Source organism: Pseudomonas sp. A125 (genome assembly GCF_055409485.1).
In genome coordinates this window covers 1-16,761 of sequence record NZ_JBUZVP010000003.1, presented here as the reverse complement: position 1 = coordinate 16,761, position 16,761 = coordinate 1, and the positions used below count along the sequence as shown (strand labels likewise).

18 protein-coding genes and 6 pseudogenes are annotated in these 16,761 nt (G+C 56.7%); 18 read left to right on the top strand and 6 right to left on the bottom strand.

What is annotated here, in order from left to right:
* Positions 1–44: 44 nt before the first annotated feature.
* Positions 45–173, bottom strand: a pseudogene (locus ACZRN6_RS05150) (Na+/H+ antiporter NhaA); the annotation flags it as partial.
* Between the two features lie 289 nt (positions 174–462).
* Between ACZRN6_RS05150 and ACZRN6_RS05145 the strand changes: the two are divergent.
* The 9 genes and pseudogenes from ACZRN6_RS05145 to ACZRN6_RS05105 form a co-directional block, all read left to right on the top strand.
* Entirely contained in the window at positions 463–1,458 is a 996-nt protein-coding gene (locus tag ACZRN6_RS05145) for a zinc-dependent alcohol dehydrogenase family protein (RefSeq protein ID WP_464007350.1), read from the top strand.
* Positions 1,459–1,639: 181 nt separating this feature from the next.
* The gene (locus ACZRN6_RS05140) at positions 1,640–1,942 is read left to right on the top strand and encodes a putative quinol monooxygenase (RefSeq protein WP_032902063.1); all 303 of its coding nucleotides are present in this window, start codon (positions 1,640–1,642) and stop codon (positions 1,940–1,942) included.
* A 166-nt stretch (positions 1,943–2,108) separates the two neighbouring features.
* The gene (locus ACZRN6_RS05135; protein ID WP_464007349.1) at positions 2,109–3,233 is read left to right on the top strand and encodes an alkene reductase; all 1,125 of its coding nucleotides are present in this window, start codon (positions 2,109–2,111) and stop codon (positions 3,231–3,233) included.
* A 106-nt stretch (positions 3,234–3,339) separates the two neighbouring features.
* Complete coding sequence (locus tag ACZRN6_RS05130) at positions 3,340–3,645, top strand: ArsR/SmtB family transcription factor (RefSeq protein ID WP_464007348.1); 306 nt, start codon at positions 3,340–3,342, stop codon at positions 3,643–3,645.
* A gap of 64 nt (positions 3,646–3,709) precedes the next feature.
* Entirely contained in the window at positions 3,710–4,678 is a 969-nt protein-coding gene (locus tag ACZRN6_RS05125; RefSeq protein ID WP_044275553.1) for an LLM class oxidoreductase, read from the top strand.
* Between the two features lie 44 nt (positions 4,679–4,722).
* Complete coding sequence (gene acuI, locus ACZRN6_RS05120; protein ID WP_464007347.1) at positions 4,723–5,712, top strand: acrylyl-CoA reductase (NADPH); 990 nt, start codon at positions 4,723–4,725, stop codon at positions 5,710–5,712.
* Between the two features lie 42 nt (positions 5,713–5,754).
* Positions 5,755–6,027 (top strand): hypothetical protein, encoded by a 273-nt coding sequence (locus tag ACZRN6_RS05115; protein WP_138763869.1) that lies wholly within the window; start codon positions 5,755–5,757, stop codon positions 6,025–6,027.
* Positions 6,028–6,141: 114 nt separating this feature from the next.
* On the top strand, positions 6,142–6,600 hold the full coding sequence (locus tag ACZRN6_RS05110; RefSeq protein WP_464007346.1) for a hypothetical protein: 459 nt from the start codon (positions 6,142–6,144) through the stop codon (positions 6,598–6,600).
* A pseudogene (locus ACZRN6_RS05105) lies at positions 6,569–6,828 on the top strand (transposase); the annotation flags it as partial. The gene ACZRN6_RS05110 and the pseudogene ACZRN6_RS05105, both read left to right, overlap by 32 nt.
* 260 nt (positions 6,829–7,088) lie before the next feature.
* Here the strand turns inward: ACZRN6_RS05105 and ACZRN6_RS05100 are convergent.
* Positions 7,089–7,283 (bottom strand): annotated as a pseudogene (locus ACZRN6_RS05100) (IS110 family transposase); the annotation flags it as partial.
* Positions 7,284–7,348: 65 nt separating this feature from the next.
* Here ACZRN6_RS05100 and ACZRN6_RS05095 point away from each other — a divergent pair.
* Both ACZRN6_RS05095 and ACZRN6_RS05090 read left to right on the top strand, forming a co-directional pair.
* The gene (locus ACZRN6_RS05095; RefSeq protein WP_464007525.1) at positions 7,349–8,725 is read left to right on the top strand and encodes an IS30 family transposase; all 1,377 of its coding nucleotides are present in this window, start codon (positions 7,349–7,351) and stop codon (positions 8,723–8,725) included.
* A gap of 4 nt (positions 8,726–8,729) precedes the next feature.
* Positions 8,730–9,020 (top strand): annotated as a pseudogene (locus tag ACZRN6_RS05090) (integrase core domain-containing protein); the annotation flags it as partial.
* 602 nt (positions 9,021–9,622) lie between these two features.
* Here the strand turns inward: ACZRN6_RS05090 and gloA are convergent.
* Positions 9,623–10,018: a lactoylglutathione lyase gene (gloA, locus tag ACZRN6_RS05085; protein ID WP_084321250.1), complete on the bottom strand. Its 396-nt coding sequence runs from the start codon at positions 10,016–10,018 to the stop codon at positions 9,623–9,625.
* A 218-nt stretch (positions 10,019–10,236) separates the two neighbouring features.
* Here gloA and ACZRN6_RS05080 point away from each other — a divergent pair, with 218 nt between their 5' ends.
* The 7 genes and pseudogenes from ACZRN6_RS05080 to ACZRN6_RS05050 all read left to right on the top strand — a co-directional run bounded on the left by ACZRN6_RS05080 (position 10,237) and on the right by ACZRN6_RS05050 (position 14,209).
* Positions 10,237–11,133: a LysR family transcriptional regulator gene (locus ACZRN6_RS05080; protein ID WP_179055911.1), complete on the top strand. Its 897-nt coding sequence runs from the start codon at positions 10,237–10,239 to the stop codon at positions 11,131–11,133.
* A gap of 73 nt (positions 11,134–11,206) precedes the next feature.
* A pseudogene (locus tag ACZRN6_RS05075) lies at positions 11,207–11,751 on the top strand (molybdopterin cofactor-binding domain-containing protein); the annotation flags it as partial.
* Positions 11,752–11,996: 245 nt separating this feature from the next.
* The gene (locus ACZRN6_RS05070) at positions 11,997–12,140 is read left to right on the top strand and encodes a hypothetical protein (RefSeq protein ID WP_464007345.1); all 144 of its coding nucleotides are present in this window, start codon (positions 11,997–11,999) and stop codon (positions 12,138–12,140) included.
* Between the two features lie 17 nt (positions 12,141–12,157).
* A complete protein-coding gene (locus tag ACZRN6_RS05065) occupies positions 12,158–12,445 on the top strand; it encodes an Hsp20/alpha crystallin family protein (protein WP_234451294.1) in 288 nt (95 codons plus the stop codon).
* A 27-nt stretch (positions 12,446–12,472) separates the two neighbouring features.
* Complete coding sequence (locus tag ACZRN6_RS05060; protein WP_200657277.1) at positions 12,473–12,844, top strand: Hsp20/alpha crystallin family protein; 372 nt, start codon at positions 12,473–12,475, stop codon at positions 12,842–12,844.
* Positions 12,845–12,871: 27 nt separating this feature from the next.
* Positions 12,872–13,216 carry an Hsp20/alpha crystallin family protein gene (locus ACZRN6_RS05055; RefSeq protein WP_464007344.1) on the top strand — a complete coding sequence of 115 codons (345 nt, stop codon included), beginning with the start codon at positions 12,872–12,874 and terminating at the stop codon, positions 13,214–13,216.
* Between the two features lie 12 nt (positions 13,217–13,228).
* The gene (locus ACZRN6_RS05050; RefSeq protein WP_464007343.1) at positions 13,229–14,209 is read left to right on the top strand and encodes an IS5 family transposase; all 981 of its coding nucleotides are present in this window, start codon (positions 13,229–13,231) and stop codon (positions 14,207–14,209) included.
* 109 nt (positions 14,210–14,318) lie between these two features.
* Here the strand turns inward: ACZRN6_RS05050 and ACZRN6_RS05045 are convergent.
* The 3 genes and pseudogenes from ACZRN6_RS05045 to ACZRN6_RS05035 all read right to left on the bottom strand — a co-directional run.
* Positions 14,319–15,179, bottom strand: a pseudogene (locus ACZRN6_RS05045) (NAD(P)/FAD-dependent oxidoreductase); the annotation flags it as partial.
* 460 nt (positions 15,180–15,639) lie between these two features.
* The gene (locus ACZRN6_RS05040; RefSeq protein ID WP_464007342.1) at positions 15,640–15,918 is read right to left on the bottom strand and encodes a hypothetical protein; all 279 of its coding nucleotides are present in this window, start codon (positions 15,916–15,918) and stop codon (positions 15,640–15,642) included.
* A 653-nt stretch (positions 15,919–16,571) separates the two neighbouring features.
* Positions 16,572–16,761, bottom strand: a 190-nt coding sequence (locus ACZRN6_RS05035) for a hypothetical protein (RefSeq protein ID WP_464007341.1), incomplete at its 5' end; no start/stop codon positions are given.

Here is a 16,761-nt window from a genome sequence, read left to right as displayed (position 1 = left end):
CCGAGTGAGGCAAACCTGCTGGGCTGAATAGCTGGCGCTCTTGCGCCCAGGAGCAGTGCCAACGACACACCGAGCATGACCGTCAAAGAGCCTTCATTGGCCAGATTGACGCCATCAAGGCTTACGCCGGCATTGGCGAGCGCAAATAACGGCGTGATTACATAGGCGACCCAGATGACCGGCGAAGAGCGAACCACGCCGTGGCGCACTTAGCGGATGGCAGCATTTTTTTCGACAGGGAGAGTTCATAGGCAGCGTAGATAGGGGGAGCAGGGACGGGCATAAAATTATTAAAATTACATATTTACAAATCTATATATGGCGAATAGCATTTGCATGTCCGTGAAGTAGCCACGCACCGGACACACAGGCCGAAGCGACGTTGTAACGCGCGGGGCGGCTAACCTGCGCCAGCCAAGGGCTGGCTCGCTGCTCCCATCCCTCAATAGAAGGAGACCCAAAATGACCCGTGTTGTCCGTTTTCATCAGATCGGCGGCCCCGAAGTCTTGCAGATCGAAGAGCTCGAAGTTGGCGCTCCGGGCTCCGGCGAGCTGCGCATCCGCGTCGAGGCGATCGGCCTGAATCGCGCGGAAGCCATGTTCCGCTCGGGTGTGTACCTGGAGCCGACGCATCTGCCGGCCCGGCTCGGCTACGAAGCTTCCGGCATCGTCGAGGCGCTGGGCAGCGGCGTTCACGGCTTCGAGGTTGGCGAAGCGGTCAGCGTGATTCCGGCTTTTTCCATGAACAAGTTTGGCGTCTATGCCGAGCAGGCGATCGTGCCGGCCACGGGGGTTCTGAAGCGGCCGGCGGGCGTCGGCGCGGTGAAGGGGGCGGCGATCTGGATGCAGTATCTGACCGCCTATGGCGCACTGATCGAGATTGCCCAACTCAAGCGCGGTGATGCGGTGATCATCACGGCGGCTTCGAGCAGCGTCGGCTTGGCCGCGATCCAGATCGCCAACAGCGTCGGCGCCATTCCGATCGCGACGACCCGGACGCGCGCGAAGGAGGCGGCGCTACGCGAGGCGGGGGCGGCGCATGTGATCGCCACCGAGGAGCAGGACCTGGTCGCGGAGGTAATGCGGATCACCGACGGCCGCGGCGCGCGCATCGCCTTCGACCCGGTCGCGGGGCCGCAAGTCGAAACACTGGCGCAAGCGATGAGTCAGCAGGGCCTGCTTTTCATCTATGGCAATCTCAGCGGTCAGGAGACGCCGTTCCCGGCCTTGGTAGCGATGAAAAAGGCCCTGAGCGTGCGCGGCTACACGCTGTTCGAACTGACCGGTGATCCGCAACGCTTGGCGCCTGCGCAAGCCTTTATCACGCGCGGCCTCGAGGCCGGACAGCTGAAGCCGATCATTGCCAAGACCTTCCCCTTCGAGCAGATCGTCGAAGCGCACCGTTACATGGAATCGAACCAGCAGTTCGGCAAGATCGTCGTCACGGTATCTCGGTAGAGGCAGTTCGTGAAAGACCAGGAGAGGGCAGAGTCGTCTTTCCCGCGACTGCGGAAATGACTCGACGCTGCCCCTTCATCCCCGCCACGCTGGAGCTGGGCGGCAAATCGGCGAATATCGCGTTGGGCTTACTGGAATACGTCACGCATGGTGATGTCGTCGCAACAACAGGAGGTACGTCATGGTCAAAGTAGCGTTGTTCGTTCGTCTGGAAGCAAAGCCTGGGAAAGAGAAAGAGGTAGAGAACTTTCTCTTGGATGGCCTTCCAATAGTGGAGGAAGAGCCGGCCACTACGGCGTGGTTCGGAATCCGCTTGGGGCCGTCCACCTTTGGCATCTTTGACGCCTTCCCGGATGAAGCAGGTCGGCAGGCTCATCTTTCGGGCAAGGTCGCAGCGGCGCTTATGGCAAAGGCTGCTGAGCTGTTTGCCAAACCGCCGTCAATCGAGAAGGTTGACGTCCTGGCGGCCAAGCTACCCGGCTAAGCAAACCCAACAAGGCGCTCCAGTCGCGTCCCTGCCGCTTTGCGGCGGCAGGGACGCGACTGAGCTTGGACGTCCACCGGCCTGTTCTAAACGGAGCGCTCGAGAGGTGCCTGTCCAGGCACTAGCATCTATTTATCTACAAACGCAAATATATAGGTAGTTACACATGAAAGATTCCATTCTTTTCGAAAGCACCACGCTGGGCCCCTACAGCCTGAAAAACCGCATCGTCCTGCCGCCGCTGACCCGTTCCCGTAGCTCGCAGCCAGGCAACATTCCCAATGACCTGATGGCGACCTACTACCGCCAGCGTACCGGTGCCGGCTTCATGGTCACCGAGGGCACCCAGATCGAGCCGCGCGGCCAGGGCTACGCCTGGACCCCGGGCATCCACAGTGCCGAACAGATCCTCGGCTGGCGCAAAGTGACCGATGCGGTACACGCCGAGGGCGGCACCATCTTCGCTCAGCTCTGGCATGTCGGCCGGGTCTCGCACACCTCGTTGCAACCCAATGGCGAAGCCCCGGTGGCGCCATCGGCGATCCCGGCCGAGGGCGTCAGCGTATTCATCGAGACAGGTCCCGGCACCGGCGCCCTGGCGCCGCCTTCGATGCCACGTGCACTGACCACCGCCGAGGTCAAGGAGCTGGTACAGCTCTATGCACAGGCCGCTCGCAACGCCCTCGACGCCGGTTTCGACGGCGTGGAAATCCACTCCGCCAACGGTTATCTGATCAACCAGTTCATTTCCGCGCACAGCAATCAGCGCGACGACGAGTACGGCAGCTCGTTGCAAAATCGCCTGCGCTTCCTCCGTGAGGTGACCCAGGCGGTGGCCGCGGTGGTCGGTAAAGACCGGCTCGGCGTGCGTTTCGCCCCGTTGTTCGCCAGCACCGACGAGGCCCGCGTATATCTCGGCCTGGTCGAAGAAAACCCACACGAGACCTATGTCGAAGCGGTCAAGGTGCTGGAAGAAGTCGGCATCGCTTACCTGTCGCTGGCCGAGGCGGATTGGGAAAACGCACCGGAGCTGCCGGAAAGCTTCCGCAGCGCGGTGCGCGAGGTCTTCAGCGGGCGCATCCTCTATGCCGGCAAATACACCGCCGAGCGAGGCAAGCGTGTGCTCGAGGCGGGCTGGGGCGATCTGGTCGCCTTCGGCCGTCCGTTCATCGCCAACCCGGACCTGCCCAAGCGGATTGCCAATGGCTGGCCGCTGAACCCGGTCGATCCGGCCAGCATGTACGGCGGAACCGCTGTCGGCTACACCGACTATCCGGCCTATGGCGGATAGTCCGCTCGAGGTGCCGGCCCCCGAGCGATACGGTTCGGGGGCCGGCGCATTGTCGGTTGAGCGGGCATATCGTAATATCGCAAAAAATAGTTATCGTGCGTGACCTATGAATATCGACGTAAGCGAAGCGCTGAAGGCGCTAGACAACCCAACACGCCTGAACATCCTCAGTTGGCTGAAGGATCCGCGTCATCATTTCCCCGAGCAGGAGGTGGATCCTGAGCAGGTCGGTGTCTGCGTGAGCATCATCCAGGATCGGGTAGGCCTGTCGCAGTCGACCGTCTCGCTGTATCTCGCTGCCTTGCAGCGGGCGCAACTGGTGACCTCACAACGCATCGGTCCCTGGACTTATTACAAACGCCATGAGCAGAACATCGCGGCGTTCCAGGTGGCCTTGAAAGCGCTGATTTGATGCCTGCTCGCAGGCGTTTTTTCAGCCCTTCAAAATCTATATTTTGAAATATGTAGGAGAGAAGATGTTAACTCCGAATTCCATTCCCTATCAGCAACAACCTGGCTTTCAGCACACCTACCGCCAAGGCCGCCTGAGCCTAGGTCTTTTCTTCCCCCTCGAAGCCTTTACCGGCGATACGCCGAGTATGCTCGATCAAGTGAACCTGGCCCAACGCGCCGAGAAGCTGGGTTTCTCTGCCCTCTGGTTTCGCGACGTGCCGTTACGCGACCCCAGCTTCGGTGATTCGGGCCAGGTCTTCGATCCCTGGGTCTACCTGGGTTTTATGGCGGCACACACTCGCTCGATTGCGCTGGGCACCGCGTCGGTCATCCTGCCAATCCGCAATCCCCTACACACCGCCAAGGCCGCAACTAGTGTCGATCAGCTCAGCGGTGGCCGCCTGTTACTCGGCGTGGCTTCCGGTGACCGTCCAGTAGAGTTTCCGGCATTCGGTGTCGACCCGGAGCAACGCGACAGCCTGTTCCGCGAATACCTCAAGGTATTTCGCGAGGTTCAGCGCAGCAGTTTCGTGCCTTTGACCTGGTCCGGCGGCACGCTTGAGGGGGCCGATCTGATTCCCAAGCCGACGACGGCGGAAATTCCTTTCTTCGTCACCGGCCATAGCCGCCAGACGCTGGAGTGGATCGCCCGCTGCAGTCATGGCTGGATCAGCTATCCGCGTGCACCGAAGACTCAGCAGCTGATTGTCGAGGACTGGCGCAAGGCGGTTCGTGCCGAATGTGGTGAACTGTTCAAACCCTTCACCCAGTCGCTATACATCGACCTGACAGATAACCCGCAGACACCACCTCGGCCGATCCACCTGGGCTATCAACTGGGGCGACATCACCTGATCCCGCTGCTGCACAGCTTGCAGGAGATCGGCGTTAACCATGTGATCATCAATTTGAAATACGGCCAACGCCCCGCAGGTGAGGTCATTGAGGAACTCGGTCAGTTCGTTCTACCTGACTTCGTCATGTCAGCATAAGCCGGCGTGGTGAGGCATCAAATCATTATCCGTGGGGATTGCTCATGAGTTTCAAGGCAGTATTGCTTAACAAGGACCAGCAGGGGTTCTCTGCTCGTGTGACTGAGCTGGAGGATGAGGACTTACCGGCCGGTAGTGAAGTGCTCATCAGCGTTGAGTACTCGACCCTCAACTACAAGGATGCGCTAGCCCTGACAGATCACTCGCCTGTGGTACGTCAATGGCCCATGGTGCCCGGAATCGATGGCGCCGGCCTGGTGCTGGAAAGCGACGACCCGCGCTTTCTATCCGGTCAGCGCGTCGTACTCAATGGCTGGGGCGCCGGCGAGCGCCACTGGGGCTGTCTGGCCCAGCGTGCACGAGTACCAGCCGACTGGCTGATTCGTCTCCCCGACAGTTTAAGCACTTGGGCAGCCATGGCTATCGGTACGGCAGGATATACAGCCGCGCTATCGGTCGATGCCGTGCAGAAGCATGGCGTACAACCCGAGGACGGTGAAGTATTGGTTACCGGTGCAACAGGCGGTGTCGGCTCGATCGCCATAGCGCTGTTGGCGGCCCAAGGCTACCGTGTGGTTGCAGCCACTGGGAAACCTCAGGAGCGCTACTACCTCGAGCAGTTGGGCGCCACGGACATTATCGAGCGCGAGGAACTGGCTGCTCCCGGCAAGCCACTCCAGAAGGAGCGCTGGACAGCCGTGATCGATGCGGTCGGCTCGCATACCCTGGCCAACGCCTGCGCCCAGACCCGCTACCGGGGGATAGTCACCGCGTGCGGACTCGTTCAAGGAATGGAGTTTCCCGCCAGTGTCGCCCCCTTCATTCTACGAGGCGTCACCCTTGCGGGAATTGATAGCGTCATGGCCTCCCACGAGTTCCGTGACGCGGCCTGGAAACGCCTGGACCGCGATCTCAGCCGAGAGACTCTTTCGTCTCTCGCCGCAACCATTCCCTTGGACCAAGTTGTGGGGGCGGCGCAGAAGATCATCGATGGCAAGCTTCGTGGCCGCTTAGTGGTCGACGTAAATGGATAGTCTGGCTACTTCTGTACACAGCTCTTCACCCACTCGATCGCCATGCACTTTCTCGTCGTCGACCACCGCTTGTTGGAGCTGCACAAGAGCTCTTTTCTCAGTACCGGTCGCTGGGTCCTCTCAGCAGCGATTCCTCTTGGCTGGGCCATTGGGCTGATGACGGTGATATCACCACCGATCGTGACATTTCTGCTCTCCTTTGTGGCCGGCAGCATGGTGTTGATGGTCATTCAGGAGGAGTTTTCGGAGACAGGCTCAAGCTCTTTTCCGGCTTTTCTAGTCGGCATATGCCTCTATTCGGCGCTCGTTTCATGATTTAACCGCGCTGCGCCAACCTCAGATTTAGCTGCCACACGTCAGCCTGAATGGACAGGAGCCGAGCACGGCTATACTCAGCCAGATCAGCTCTCCGGGCTAAGGAGGTCGGTCTTGATTAAGCGGATCTACATCGGCTTGGCAATTCTGGTCGTCCTGGGTGCGGCGTTGTTTTTCGCCCTGGTCTGGCGGCCGACCATCGCCCCCATCGCTCCGGGCTCGGTTGCGGGCTTCCCCGCCGAGCTGGTTGCCAAGGGTGAAGCCTTGGCCGGCGCAGGCTACTGCGCGACCTGCCACACGGTGAAGGGCGGACAGCCCTATGCCGGCGGCTATGGAATGCCTACCCCCTTCGGTGTCATCTATTCGACCAACATCACACCCGACCCGGATAGCGGAATCGGCCGCTGGTCCGAGGCGGCATTCATGCGTGCGATGCACGAAGGCGTCTCTCGCGATGGTTCGCATCTTTATCCCGCATGTAGTGGTCTAATGAAACCGGACACCCATTTAGGCGAGAATGCTCGCCAGATCGAGGTGTCAGATGACCAAACAACGCCGTTCCTTTTCTGCTGAATTCAAACGCGAGGCTGCCGACCTCGTGCTCAAGCAAAACTACAGCTACATCGAAGCCAGCCGTTCACTCGGCGTCGACGAGTCAGCCCTGCGCCGCTGGGTTGATCAGGTCAGCAGGAACGCCAAGGTGTTACGCCGCAGAGCAAAGCATTGACCCCGGAACAGCAGAAAATTCAGGAGCTGGAAGCCCGGATTGCCCGCATTGAACGGGAAAAATCCATATTAAAAATCTATGGTCACCCCCTTTTTTGCAATGCTGATTCATGGGCGAAGTAGTTGGCTTGCTTAAATCTATCCGGCGTCTATTGGATGATTCACCCGCGCCATGATGAGAGTCGCGCCTGACGATCCTGAAAAGGCTAACGGCTTCTCGCTGAGCCAATTTTTAAAACAGGTTCTTCGTCAGGCCGGTAGGCCGTTTACGTCATCCATTATTCAGCTATCGCAAAACCTGAAAGGTAAATCGTGGTAAAGCAACAACCGCAGGGTCATGCGTTCAGCGCGTCTGGCCCTGCTTCGTATTCGGTGTGGTGTGCAGAAATTGCCCAGGCTATACGGGCTAGCTTGTTGGCCAGCGCGCAGGCAACTACGTTGGAATGCCTCCGTGTTAGCAGAGATCTTACCCAGTCCGCCAGCGCCCCTTTCTGCCGCTCCAGATGTTGCATGTAGACCCTTGCGCATTGGGCGAATTCAACCGGTCGTCGCAACACCGTTGATCGAGGTGTTTATGGGACGACCCGCAGGCTGGATGCAGAAGTTGACGGGGCGAGGAGCGATGCGTTCGCCAGGTGCGCCATCACTTCGCAATGAAATTGAGCGGTTGTTCTGGAAACAGATCGCGACCGGGATCACAAGCGAAAAGGCAGCGGAGGCTACTGGCGTATCATCAGCGGTGGGCACACGCTGGTTCCGTCATCGGGGCGGGATGCCATTGTTCATGTCTAATCAAATATCCGGAAGGTACTTATCGTTCGCAGAGCGAGAAGAGATTGGGTTGCTTCGGGCGAAAGGTGTTGGCGTACGTGAGATTGCCCGTCGTCTTGGGCGAAGCCCATCGACAATTTCACGGGAGCTTACACGTAATGCTGCAACTCGTTGCGGTCGGCTTGAGTATCGAGCTTCAGTCGCGCAATGGAAGGCAGAACTGGTTGCCAAGAGGCCGAAGCCAGCGAAACTGGTGACTAACCCGCTACTGCATCACTACGTCCAAGACCGTCTGGAGGGTAAGGTTCAGGACGCTGATGGCCGTGAGATTGTTGGGCCTCGACAAGCTCCCTTCAAAGGCCGAAATAAACCACATCGCAGTGACCGTAAATGGGTAAATGGCTGGTCGCCCGAACAGATTACCAACCGGCTCCAGATCGATTTTCCGGATGATGAGTCCATGCGCATCTCTCACGAAGCCATATATCAGGCGCTCTACATTCAGGGGCGAGGGGCTCTTAAGCGCGAACTGGTGAGCTGCCTGCGCACTGGGAGAGCATTGCGCGTGCCGAGAGCCCGGGCGCAGGCCAAGGCGTGGGCACACGTCAGCGAGGATGTCATGATCTCCAGTCGCCCTGCTGAGGTGGAAGACCGGGGTGTACCGGGGCATTGGGAGGGCGACCTGATCATCGGTCTGAACCGTTCTGCGATTGGGACGCTGGTCGAGCGCTCAACTCGATTCACCATGCTCGTCCATCTACCTCGCGAGGAAGGTTATGGGCTAATTCCCCGAACGAAGAACGGGCCGGCGCTTGCCGGCTATGGGGCTGTTAGCATGGCCAACGCATTGAAGAAGACGGTGACTGATCTTCCCGTCGAACTGTGGCGATCTTTGACTTGGGATCGTGGGAAGGAGCTATCTGATCACGCTCGATTTACCATCGAATCCGGAGTGAAGGTTTTCTTTGCTGACCCCCATAGTCCATGGCAGCGCGGCACGAATGAAAATACAAACGGTCTTCTACGGCAATACTTTCCGAAAGGTACCGACCTGTCTCGTTGGAGTGCCCAAGAGATCCAAGCAGTAGCCCACGCTCTGAACACGAGACCCCGAAAAACACTCGGCTGGAAAACACCTGCCGAAGCACTGAATGAGTATCTAAAATCTGTCCAACAATGCAGTGTTGCGACGACCGGTTGAATTCGCCCAGTATGCAAGTCGTTTATTTCGTCAGCGATTGTGGCGTTATCGCATGCGCCAGAGCATGAGTCGCCGGGGGAATTGCTGGGACAACGCGCCAATGGAGCGCGTGTTCCGCAGCTTGAAAACGGAATGGATACCGACCACGGGCTACAGAACGGCTCAAGAAGCCCAGCCCGATATCAGCCACTTCTTGATGCATCGGTACAACTGGGTTCGACCCCATCAATTCAACGGCGGGCTGGCGCCAGCTCGCGCCGAAGAAAAACTTAACGTCGTGTCCGGGATTAGTTGACCACTACATCAATCGTTTTGGCGACTACACCCTGGACCTCGATCGGAAGATCAAACCGATTGACTACAAAATTCAGTTTTAGCTTTTAAATCATAAGCTTAATTGCATTTTGGCGAGTTTGGCGCGAATCCCGGCCAACCCTCAAGATGGCCATTTCACCGTGAGTTTTTGCTGACCGAAAGGGATCTTGATGCTGACAGGCCCTTGCTGAACCGGCTGATTTAACGACTCAAGTTTCATCGGAACAAAAGCGGGCGGCGCCGGCGGCTGACCATCGCTATAAACAGGAATCCATTTTCGAACCAGGTTGGCGTTGATCCCGTGGCGCTAAGTAGCGCTGGCCATCGATACTCCTGGTGTCAGGCATTCCTGGACGACTTCGACTTTAAACGGTTTGGGATAAGAGGTTCTTTGGCGCATGGAAATCCGGAGATAAGGGCGATGGTGTCCACGTACTTTATAAGTGGAGAACATCGCCCTTAGCGCTGAAGTCGGGTAGGTGACTTCGCCGGACGGTTACGCTGCACCCTCGTCTTCGATGCGTTGTGAAATCTTGATCCAAAAGGAGCGATTTAGAACCGAACCGGCATGCCAAAACCCGGTTAGTCGAATTGTGTGCCTTTTTGAATCAGCTCGACTTTGTACCCGTTGGGATCTTCAATGAAAGCGATTATCGTGCGTCCATGTTTCATGACACCTGCTGGCCGAGGAACGCGATAACCCAGAATTGCTGCGCGATTGCACACCGCTTCTGCATCCTCAACCTCGATAGCGACATGCCCGTAAGCATCGCCAAGTTCATAGCTATCCTGTCCCCAATTTCGCGTCAGTTCCAAGACGGCAGATTCTGTCTCCGGGCCATACCCGAGGAAAGCAAGGGTGAATTTGCCCTCCGGATAGTCTTTCCGTCTCAAAAGGCTCATGCCGAGCACTTTGGTGTAGAAGTGAATGGTTTTATCCAGATCTACTACGCGTAGCATGGTATGTAAAATGCGCATTAGTTTCTCCGCTGCAGCGTCGGCCCGCAAGGCCGACATCTCTTAGAAGGCTTTCTCTAACAGAGACGAAAGCCGTGCGTCCACGCCCTATCTATCGCGAGCCTTTGAGGCCAGAAGATTAAGGTGATTGGATGCCTTTGCGAGGCCGATGTTAAGCTTACACTGGATTCACAAAAAGTGACAAAAAGTGAGCAGTGCCATCACAAAAGGAAAATGTCTTGAAGCTTTCACAGCTCGGTTTTTTTTGCGCCGTCGTAGAGCACGGCACAATAGCCGCCGCCGCCGTACAGCTGCATTGCGTACCTTCGAACATCACAGCAAGGCTACGAGAGCTTGAAGACCAGCTGGGTGTCGTCCTGTTCAACCGAGAAAAAAACCGGTTGCTGGTTACACCCGAAGGTAGGCTGGTCTACCGCAACGCAAAGTTGCTCGTCGATCTGGCGGCTGAAACACGCTCGCTTTTTTCGACCGATTCCATTAATGGTGTGCTTCGAGTCGGGGCGCTGGATGTGGCGCTGGCTAATCATCTGCCCCAGCGTCTCGTACGGTACCGTCTGGAGGCGCCGGGGGTAGATCTCCACATCCGTCCGGAGCACTCGCTACACTTGGAGCGACTATTGATCGATGGCGAGCTTGATCTGATCCTCACTGATGGCCCAATCGAGCATCCGTTGCTTGAAAGCCGCTTAGCCTTTCGTGAGCGCTTACTGAGAGTGGTACCGAAGGCTTTCTCCTCGCCCACCCCCGGAAGCTTGGCTGGACTTGAACTGTATGTATTTGGTCGCACCTGTCACTACAGATACCAGGTTGACAACTGGCTTGAAAGCAACGGCATCCAGCCTCGGGCGATTTTGGAAATCGAGTCGTATCCGAGTATTTTTGCATGTATAGCAGAAGGGTTAGGCTTCGCCTGTGTTCCGGAAAGTTATGTCGACCTTTACGCTAGCCAAGCGGATACATTTCAGGCCGATCATGTGCCTGGCCTGGACTCGAGCGATATCTATTTCGTCTGGCGAAAAAGTCAGCAGTCGCCCTTAATAAAAAACTTCATCGAGATAATTGATATTCAGAGCAATTGGTCGTTACCGAGTCCAAAAAAGCCGCGCTGGTGCTGATCATGGTGGACGGTAAAGGGTACCCCGCACGTAAAAGATACGTTGTTAAGCAGAAACCAGCGAATACCTTCCTGACGAAAATGAAGGGGGACTGCGATTTTTGTCAATGCCAAGACCCGGGGTCGACGCCACTTACCGCAACCAATACCTGAACCACGGGCAGTTGGAACCGCCTTCTGCGCTGGCCAATTTAATCCGGGCGGTTCGCTGGAGGTCTGGCTGCCGAATCAGGCGCCGGACATGTTTCGTGCGGACATAGTCAAACGCACTGGTCTGGAGCTTTCCCGCATCACATTGCATTCGCCGCTGCTGGGTGGATTCTTCGGGCGGCATTTTCTGTACGATTCCGCCAGCCGGTACCTGCAGGCCATCAAATTGGCCAAGGCCGTGGGGCTAACGGTGAAACTAATTTGGAGTCGCGAGGAAGAGTTCCTGCAGGACGTGCTCCGTCCTGTGGCCGCAGTGAATTTCCGTGGTGCGCTGGATAACGACGGCTGGCCGCTGGCAATCGAAGCGATCAGTGCCACTGAAGGGGCCGCCGAGGCCATCGCGGGCAAGCAGGGTGAAAAACTCGACCCCACGGCGCTCGGAGGGTCGTCAGGCAAGTCATACAGTTTGACTGCATCTTCGAACCTGATCGAGCTCGGGAGGCCTGGACTAGAGCCTTTTCTTGGCTTCATTCAGTGGGACCAGGGAAAAGATTCAACGTGCAAAAGGGTAGGAGTATCTAATTCCATATTCGTTTAAGCCATGACTTGAAAAACGTCGAAATCGCTTACATATTTCCCGTCGTCAGGGGCCGGAGCCGGGTGTTCCGTGTCTCCTGTTCGAGATCATGTCAGTCAGATGGAAGGAGGATTGTCATGTACGAGTCCCTTCTTAATCTGTCGAGCGATCCCATTGCCGAGTTCGAGAGGCTGCAGCGCGAACTTCAACAAGTCCTGGTCTCGGGCGCCCGGGCAGTATTCGCGCCTTGGCCAGTGACGCTTTTCCTGCCGTCAACGTAGGAAGCACGCCGTCCAGCATGCAGATCTTCGCCGTCGTTCCGGGCGTCGATCCGAACGACCTCGATCTGCAGATTTACCGAGGGTTGCTATCGATTTCTGGCGAGCGCCGGCCGGTGCGCAGTGCAGATGAGGGCAATTGCTCCGTGTATGCCAACGAGCGTTTTTCCGGACGCTTCAAGCGTACTGTGAGCCTCAACGATGAGGTCGATACCGACAAGGTAGAAGCTCACTGTTGCGACGGTGTTCTGCGCATCTTGCTACCTCGGCGTGAGGTGGCGCAGCCCAGGCGCATAGCCATTCAGTAACAGCATCGGTTTGAAGGAGGAATCACCATGAACGACAAGCAAACAGTCGTGCGCAGTGAGACTGAAACCCAAACACTGCTGCCGCGTGTCGATGTCTTCGAAGATGACAACGGAATCCAATTGTTTGCCGACCTTCCGGGCGTGCCCAAGGAACGTCTCGTGGTCAATGTGGAAGGTGACACGCTTTTGCTGGAAGGGGAGATCATGCCGCAGATGTCCCAACACCTGGAGGCCGTCTACGCCGAGGTCCAGCTGTCACGATTCAGGCGAGCCTTTACCTTGAGCTTTGAGCTGGATACGACCCGGATCGACGCTGAGTTACGGGACGGCGTGCTGAGCTTGCGCGTTCCCAAACATGCGCATGCCCAGCCTGGCAAGATTGTCGTGAAAGGCGAGTAGGGCCTTGAGTGTGCGGAGGTCGACCCCATGGACAAACTAGCTGAACTCAAGCATGGCCTGGTGGAAACTTGGTATTCGCTGGGCGAGGGCTGGCGTCAGCTTCGTGATCGTACCAGCGAGGCGCTGACGCGCTTCACGCCCGTCAACCGGAGCAGGAGCTCGTCGGAGGTTCCTTCCTCGTCACCGGCACTTGCCTCGAACTGGGGATTGCTGGCCGGTGATCTTTACGAGGATGGCGACCAGATCGTCGTTCGCCTTGATGTGCCGGGAATGGTGAAGGAGGATCTGAATCTGGAAGTGCGAGGAGATGCCCTGATCATTAGGGATTCTCCGAACAAGTCCCGGGTATGCGAAAATCGCCTGACCACCTGATCCGAGCCTCCCATGAGCCAGATGAGCTTTTCCGACTTCGAGTACGCCGGCAAGCGCAAGCAAACCCGTCGCGAGCGCTTCCTTGCCGAGATGGATCAGATCGTGCCCTGGACAGGGCTGTTGGGGCTGATCGAACCTTTCTACCCCAAGGCCGGTGGCGGTCGAAAACCTTACCCACTGGAGACCATGTTGCGCATTCACCTGCTGCAAAATTGGTTTTCCCTCAGCGATCCGGCCATGGAAGAAGCGCTCTACGAAATCACGCCCATGCGTCAGTTCGCGCATCTGACACTGAGCGCGCCGATCCCTGAAGACACCACGATCATGAACTTCCGGCACTTGCTGGAGAAGCCTCAATTGGCGCCTGCAATCCTCGCGGTCATCAACGGTTATTTGCAGGAAAAAGGCCTATCGTTGCGCCAGGGCACGATCGTCGACGCAACCATTATTCATGCCCCAAGCTCGACCAAGAACAAAGACGGCGAGCGCGATCCCGAGATGCATCAGACCAAGAAGGGTAACCAGTATTTCTTCGGTATGAAGGCCCACATCGGCGCTGACGTTGAGTCTGGACTGGTTCATCACGTCCATGGCACCGCTGCCAATGTGGCCGATGTCACCCAAGTCGCTGAACTGCTCCACGGGGACGAAAACGCGGTCTATGCGGACGCAGGTTACACCGGTGTCGAGAAGCGTGAAGAGCACGAAAATCGTGACGTGATCTGGCAAATCGCGGCTCGGCGCAGCACGTATTCCAAGCTGAACAAACGCAGCCTGTTGTACAAAGCCAAGCGCAAGATCGAGTACTGCAAAGCGCAGACACGCGCCAAGGTCGAGCATCCGTTTCGGGTCATCAAGCGCCAGTTTGGTTACGTGAAAGTACGCTTTCGTGGGCTGATGAAAAACACGGCCCAACTGACCACGCTGTTCGCCCTGTCGAACCTGTGGATGGCTCGAAAACGACTGATGGGTTTGGGTGAGTTGCGCGCTTAACACGGAGAACCGGGCGGAAAACGCTCTGCCGCACACTGCGTTAGGCCGTTTTCAGGGAATAGCGCTGAGTGCCGGGCGAATTACGGCATGTCATCGCTGCGCGGCAAGTTGATCGGAGCATCCCTAGATCCTTGAGGAACGAGGGTGCTCTGATGCCCGCGGCCCAGACCTTGAGCCCGGATTCTATCCGCAGGCCGTCGCGAGTCGTCAGACTGGTCTCGTCAATACTGGCGACCGCCGAGTCAACCATGACCTCGACACCGAGCTTCTTCAGGGTGTGTAACACCGGGGTGCTGATGCGTTCAGGCAGCGCAGGCAGGATTCGTGGACCCGCCTCGATCAATGTAATCTTCAGGTTCTGCGGTGCGATCTGTCCCATGCCGTAATTGGATAGCTCCTGGGCCGCGTGGCGTAATTCCGCGGCGAGCTCTACGCCAGTAGCGCCCGCACCCACAATCGCGACGCAAATGCTGCGATTCTGATCAGGGTAGGCGCGGCTGTGCAGGTAGGCGTTCAGCAGCTTGCGATGAAATAGGTCAGCTTGCTGGCGGGTATCGAGGAACACCGTATGCTCACTGGCGCCTTGAATTCCAAAATCATTGGAAGTACTCCCCACCGCGATAATCAGCGTGTCGTAGTCGAGCCGCCGCGCAGGCATAAGCTCCATGCCTGCATCGTCGATCACAGCTTGCAGAGAGATGGACTTTTTGGCCCTGTCGAGCCCCTCCATCCTGCCGAGCTCAAACGTGAAATAATTCCATTTGGCCTGCGCATGGTAATTGAGCTCTTCAGCCGAAGCGTTGAGTGAGCCCGCAGCCACTTCATGCAATAGAGGCTTCCAAAGGTGGGTAAGATTGGCATCCACCAGAGTGATGCTGGCTTTTCCCGATTTGCCAAAGCGCTTGCCCAGTTTGGTGGCAAGCTCTAGTCCACCGGCACCTCCACCAACAATTACGACGTTGTGTTTCATTTGAGTAATTGCATGGACTTGACCACCCATTTGCATTCGACTTGACCAGGCGTTTGCATCGGACGTGACCAGTGCACATGATATCCATGACTGGCTGGACTCGACCGATTGTGTTGAAAAAGTCGCCCTTAGCCTTCCCGGCAAAAAAGTAAGCGCCTGAGATTGACATCCAGAATTTTCGCAAACGTATCCGGACTGAGATTTCACGTAGCAGCGCGCTAAATGGCACTTTCACCGGTCGTTTTTTTGGCAGTTTGAGAAAACCGACTTTTTCAACAGAATCGACCCAATGCAGACGGTCAGATCAGATTGAAACCGATCAGTAGCGCCACGCCAGGACTGGGCAATTGCTATCTAGGCTGTGAGAGAATTGTGAGAGATGTCATCCCGCAGAAAACGCACATTGCGGCCTTTACGATGAGCCCACAAATCAGAACCTCCGGTGCGTGTCATTAGCACTTTAATGCCGAGTTGTTGCCCCTTCAGTCTTGAAATCCCGCGTCAGCGATCCGTTCCTCAAGCGTCGAAATCGCCAAAGGTTAAACGCAGCCCAGGCGATTGCCCACAGATACACAGCTCCTAACGGCCATCGCAGCAACAAATACAACCGATCCCCCATCGCAATCTCTCTGTAATCACCAAAAGCAGAGAAATAAAATAAGACAGCTACGATCACCGTTGGAGCGAGCGTTAAAAAAAGTGGTAACCCCACCAAACGGGTCAACGCTTGCAAACTCATGAATCCGCCCCCTCCAGCCAAAATTGTGATCACATTTCTCCTGCTCAGAAAGTCAGCAGAAGACACTGACTACCAAAGTCAGTTTGGCGTAATCGGAAACAAAGCGGAGGCGGTAGGTAATTCCTCGAGCACTAGCTGCATCTGGGCGAGTATTCCGATATGAATGGTATCGATTAGCCCGAGCCAATTGCTTGCTGCTCAGCTCGCTCGATCATTCCAAATCTCTCCATGGATATTCAGAGGCTTCTTGGTGCGATGTACAGTGGATACAGTGCAGAAAAGGATCATCCATACGAGTCTGGTGCTGAGGCACATCACACGCCCGACAGGTAATGAAGCTGCCTTCGAAGCACCATCGTTGCTCCCATTCGCGGCGTGTGCGTGGAATTGTCAAAGCCATCTTCAACACCTTCATCCCTAATCACTCCTACATGAGCTACGTATTGAGCGTAAACCTCGACCCGCGCCATCTGGGGTACGGAGCGGTTCGTTGCAGAATGTTTCATGATCTCGCTATCAGGGTTTCAAGCGAGTAAAACGGCCCACATTTAGCATCAAAATTACCGTCAACAGGGCGCTGGGCAGGTGGTGTTGCAGAGATTTCCCCCATTTATCTGCCACACCGGTCATCCGATTCCATAAATGAGAATTAGTTATAGACCAAATTTCACAAAATTTTCACTACGTTTTGAGCAGTCTGTCAGCACTCCTTTTGATCCCTTTAGGCCCGCCCCCCCAGCGGGCTTTTTTATGTGCGCCAGGCATGGCGCGTTGCGCGCAAGCGCAACCAGCTTGGCTGTGGTGGCCACGCTGGTGACTTGGAGGTGAAAGTCCTCTACACAC